Raw genomic sequence first — 3,889 nt, forward strand, 5'->3', positions numbered from 1 at the left:
TTTTGAATATCTTTTTTGCCTGGTCTGAACATGGGATAACCTCCAACAAGTTATTCTATACCTATTATAACGAATTGTTCAGTCTAGTTGGTGGGATTTTTGACCTTTTTGGGTGAGAACCATTTATGAGTTCGAATGGAATGATTTAATTTTCTGATAAAAACCTTGTTTTATTTATGAAAAAAAGTTAATAGGCTGTATGATTGTCCATACGTTCTCCTTATAATTAGGGACTTGGACAGGACTACCATACCCTGATTATAAGGTTTTTTTGTGGCATTTTAAAGGTAAGTTTGCTATTATTCCCAAGTTTCACATAATAAATTTCTCTTGATTTTTTTATATAATTTCCCTGCAACGCTAGTGGTAAAAATATAAATACCTAAATCAAAAACCACCCATATTCCTTATGAAGGGTGGTTTTTGGTTCATTAGCTATGCAGTGATGTCATTCTAATCACGTTTTTTCCTTGCCTCATAATCTTTCTTATTTCGTCGACCCAGTTCCATTTCATCCGCAAACTCAGTTTGTACGTGTCTGAATGATTTAGGTGTATCTTTCTTATCATTTGAAAATACCTGATTCTGAATATATACATGGATAAAAGGCTCAGCAATTGTAGTAAAGAAAGCAGCTGTCAGTGAGGTGAGCGTGATTGCTGCACTCATTCCGAAGAAAAGACTGCCCAATATCCAATATAAAAAGAAAGATAACGCAAAGTCGGAAAGTGTAGCTGTCACATTGCCAAGTTTTTTCAGTATGAGCATATCACCTAAAAGATAAGTTACAATCGTTGCTGTTAAGCTAATCAAAAGTAAGTTGTCGAATACGGCAAAATTGAAAATCGAAAACAATGAAAAAACAATAATAGAAATGACAATAAATTTTATACCTAGTGCTTTTATATGATTCATGGAAAAATTCATCCTTTCGACCGGTTTGTATTTAGTATGGGCATAATGGATGAAATTATGAAAAAGTGTTTGAAGTATTTGAGAGCTTAACCGCTTCAAATAAAAAATGAAGGAGGGAGCTGGACCAGATATAGCTGAATAAAGAAGTAAATATAATAAATACAAACTTGTTATAATAATCCAACATCAAGGAGTCTGCTAATAGAGAAAAATTGTTTTTTGGCAATTTGGAATCATAGCTTGAGCAAAGTGTTATATTGAGGAATAAATATATATGTTTCACGGCTAAACAATTATAGGATGATGTAAGTATTGTATTTAAATAGAAAAGAGCATATCCACTGGAAAATGCTCTTTGATCGTCATTATTGATTATTTTTATTTTTTTCATCGCCTGCTTTATCCTTAAAGGAACCTTTCATCTTATCAACTTTACTTTCAGCTTGTTTGGATTTATCGTTTGCGAGTCCGCCGTATGCATCTTTTGCTTTATCGAGGGTACCCTCCATTTTATCCCCACAATTTCGTTTATATACAATTCTCCTACCCGCCTTTACAACGCCATAACTATAGGACTGACTGAAGATGTAAAACAGTGTAAAGCGGAGGTTCTTTTGATAATAACGCCCGTAACCCCGTTAGGGCATATACTTAAATCCGTTCTATTTATTCGAAAATAAAGTAAACTATTAACTCAAGTTCATATAAGTTTGGTATAATAAACGAAAATACAGAAAAGGGTAATCACCAGGGAAATCGACTACCTAAAATGATCGCAATAGCATATCTAAGCCTGCTACTATGTCATGAGAAAATCGGTCCATAAACAGTACTTAATCCAAATAAAATCATGAAAACACAACAGGGGGGAGACTTAAAAATGAAAATATTAAATGCAATCAGCGGGCTGGCAGGGAAATATTTTGCAGTATTGGTTATTGTGATTGCTGTTATCGCCTTTATGGCACCAGCTCAATTTCTTTGGCTGAATTCCTACGTAACCATTTTGCTTGGCGTCGTTATGTTTGGTATGGGGCTTACGTTAAAAGCGGTCGATTTTAAACTGATACTGACTAAACCATTACCGGTGATTATTGGGGTCGCTGCCCAGTTTATCATTATGCCATTGACGGCCTTTGCGATCGCCTATCTGTTAAATCTGCCTCCAACTATAGCGGCAGGGCTCGTTCTCCTTGGTTCCGTGCCTGGCGGAACGGCGTCAAATGTAATGGTGTATCTTGCCAGAGGGGATGTAGCACTTTCGATTACCATGACCTCGCTGTCCACATTGCTTGCGCCAATTGCGACACCATTTATTTTACTTTTGCTTGCAGGACAGTGGCTGCCGGTGGATCCAATTTCCATGCTCTTGTCCATTGTCCAAGTTATAATTGTCCCAATTGTTTTAGGTCTTTTGGTCAAACGATTTTTTCCGCTCGTTGTAGAAAAAAGCATTACGGCTATTCCGCTAATATCGGTTACCGCCATCATTATTATCGTATCCGCTGTAGTATCAGCCAATGTAGAAAATATCGCTTCATCCGGACTTCTGGTTTTCACAGCAGTTATGCTTCATAATGCGTTTGGTCTTGGACTTGGTTATCTTATCGCCTATTTATTGAGATTGGATATATCAAAACAAAGGGCGATTTCCCTGGAAGTCGGTATGCAAAATTCCGGATTGGGTGTCTCCCTGGCTACTGTACATTTCGAGCCATTAGCAGCCCTCCCAAGTGCTGCCGCGGCTGTATGGCATAACATCACAGGTCCAATTATCGCAACATATTGGGCCAAAAGAAGGAAAAAGGCCGACTCCGCAGATAAAAAAGAAAGTGAACATAGGGAGCTGAAAGTTTCCGGCAAGTGAGGGATAGTAAGTCGGGCACCCACAAATAAAGTTTGAGGTCCTCTTTGTAAAACTACAATTATTGGGTTCCAAGAATATCTCTCAATGGCAGGGTATACAAAGAATGAATTATATACTTTAAACATTTATTAAAACATGGATAAAGAGCATATCCGGCATGATATGCTCTTTCAATGCATTACCGATTATCTTTATTTTTTTCCCACCAGCTTTATCCTTAAATGAGCCCTTTACTTTATCGAATTTACCTTCTGTCTGTTTGCACTTATCCTTTGTCAAAGTGCCAAAAGCATCTTATGCTTTATCAGTGGCACCGTCCATTTATTCTTTATTTCCGCTACTCATGATAACCCTCTATATCTGAGTCAGGAAACAATTTCTGTTTGAAAATAGGGTTAAACCGATTGGGGTATAAGGGGAAAATATAAAATGGTTGTTCGAACCAAAATGAACATTACTTTATTATTTATATTATAAAACGATGTGAAGCCATAATCTCTTTGTTATACAACATATGGAGGTGTGTTTTAGTGTCCAAATTACAATTTTTCATTCGGCATCAGCCGGATTTTCTACGGGATAAATTCATTTTGGTTTTTAAAAGTGATGAAGCCAGGGACTATTTTAAAAATGCGATAAAAGGAAGTTATTTTGAAGAGATTTCGAGTGAATCGGCTGAACATGCAGCACGAATGGGCATTAATGGTAAAACGATTCCGTATGGATATACACTGCGTTTAACAAAGGAAGAGATGAGCAGGTTAAGCACTGCTGAGGGCAATGAAAGATTATATAAAGAGCGAACAGTAAAAAGCGAAGGATAACATAAAAAACATCGACCAGAAGGACCCCCACCCGGTCGATGTTTTTTTATCGCAGTGTAACTGGCTGTGAGACTCCCACTTCAAGAATGAAGGAAACATGAAAATGCTAAGTGGGAGATCTAACAGCCAGTAACGGCCCGATTCGTTCAACTAACATTTGTATGAAAACACTTATGAAAATTGCTCTAAAAAGACAACAGGAAAGCAGCTCTCTCAAATTTGATTTTTTGAGAAAATAAAATTGATACTTCACATGTAATTTAGAATCTAAGCTATCTCTTGA

Annotated in this window: 4 protein-coding genes; 2 read left to right on the forward strand and 2 right to left on the reverse strand. The window is 36.9% G+C overall.

What is annotated here, in order from left to right:
- Positions 1-453 precede the first annotated feature (453 nt).
- Together ACDX78_RS23050 and ACDX78_RS23055 are read right to left on the reverse strand one after the other, a co-directional pair.
- Complete coding sequence (locus ACDX78_RS23050) at positions 454-915, reverse strand: YndM family protein (RefSeq protein ID WP_486031183.1); 462 nt, start codon at positions 913-915, stop codon at positions 454-456.
- A gap of 365 nt (positions 916-1,280) precedes the next feature.
- Positions 1,281-1,424 carry a CsbD family protein gene (locus ACDX78_RS23055; RefSeq protein ID WP_486031185.1) on the reverse strand — a complete coding sequence of 48 codons (144 nt, stop codon included), beginning with the start codon at positions 1,422-1,424 and terminating at the stop codon, positions 1,281-1,283.
- Between the two features lie 371 nt (positions 1,425-1,795).
- Here ACDX78_RS23055 and ACDX78_RS23060 point away from each other — a divergent pair, with 371 nt between their 5' ends.
- Both ACDX78_RS23060 and ACDX78_RS23065 read left to right on the forward strand, forming a co-directional pair.
- Positions 1,796-2,782, forward strand: coding sequence for a bile acid:sodium symporter family protein (locus ACDX78_RS23060; RefSeq protein WP_486031187.1), 987 nt, complete (start codon positions 1,796-1,798; stop codon positions 2,780-2,782).
- Between the two features lie 530 nt (positions 2,783-3,312).
- Positions 3,313-3,606, forward strand: a complete 294-nt coding sequence (locus tag ACDX78_RS23065; RefSeq protein ID WP_486031188.1) for a hypothetical protein — start codon at positions 3,313-3,315, stop codon at positions 3,604-3,606.
- Positions 3,607-3,889 lie beyond the last annotated feature (283 nt).

Source organism: Virgibacillus oceani (assembly GCF_041521345.1).
Taxonomy (GTDB): Bacteria; Bacillota; Bacilli; order Bacillales; family Amphibacillaceae; genus Virgibacillus_N; species Virgibacillus_N oceani_A.

What these genes read in the sequence shown, in the direction of transcription:
- ACDX78_RS23050 (WP_486031183.1), bottom strand. Translation starts at nt 915, where the DNA reads ATGAATCATATAAAAGCACTAGGTATAAAATTTATTGTCATTTCTATT.
- ACDX78_RS23055 (WP_486031185.1), bottom strand. Translation starts at nt 1,424, where the DNA reads ATGGAGGGTACCCTCGATAAAGCAAAAGATGCATACGGCGGACTCGCA.
- ACDX78_RS23060 (WP_486031187.1), top strand. Translation starts at nt 1,796, where the DNA reads ATGAAAATATTAAATGCAATCAGCGGGCTGGCAGGGAAATATTTTGCA.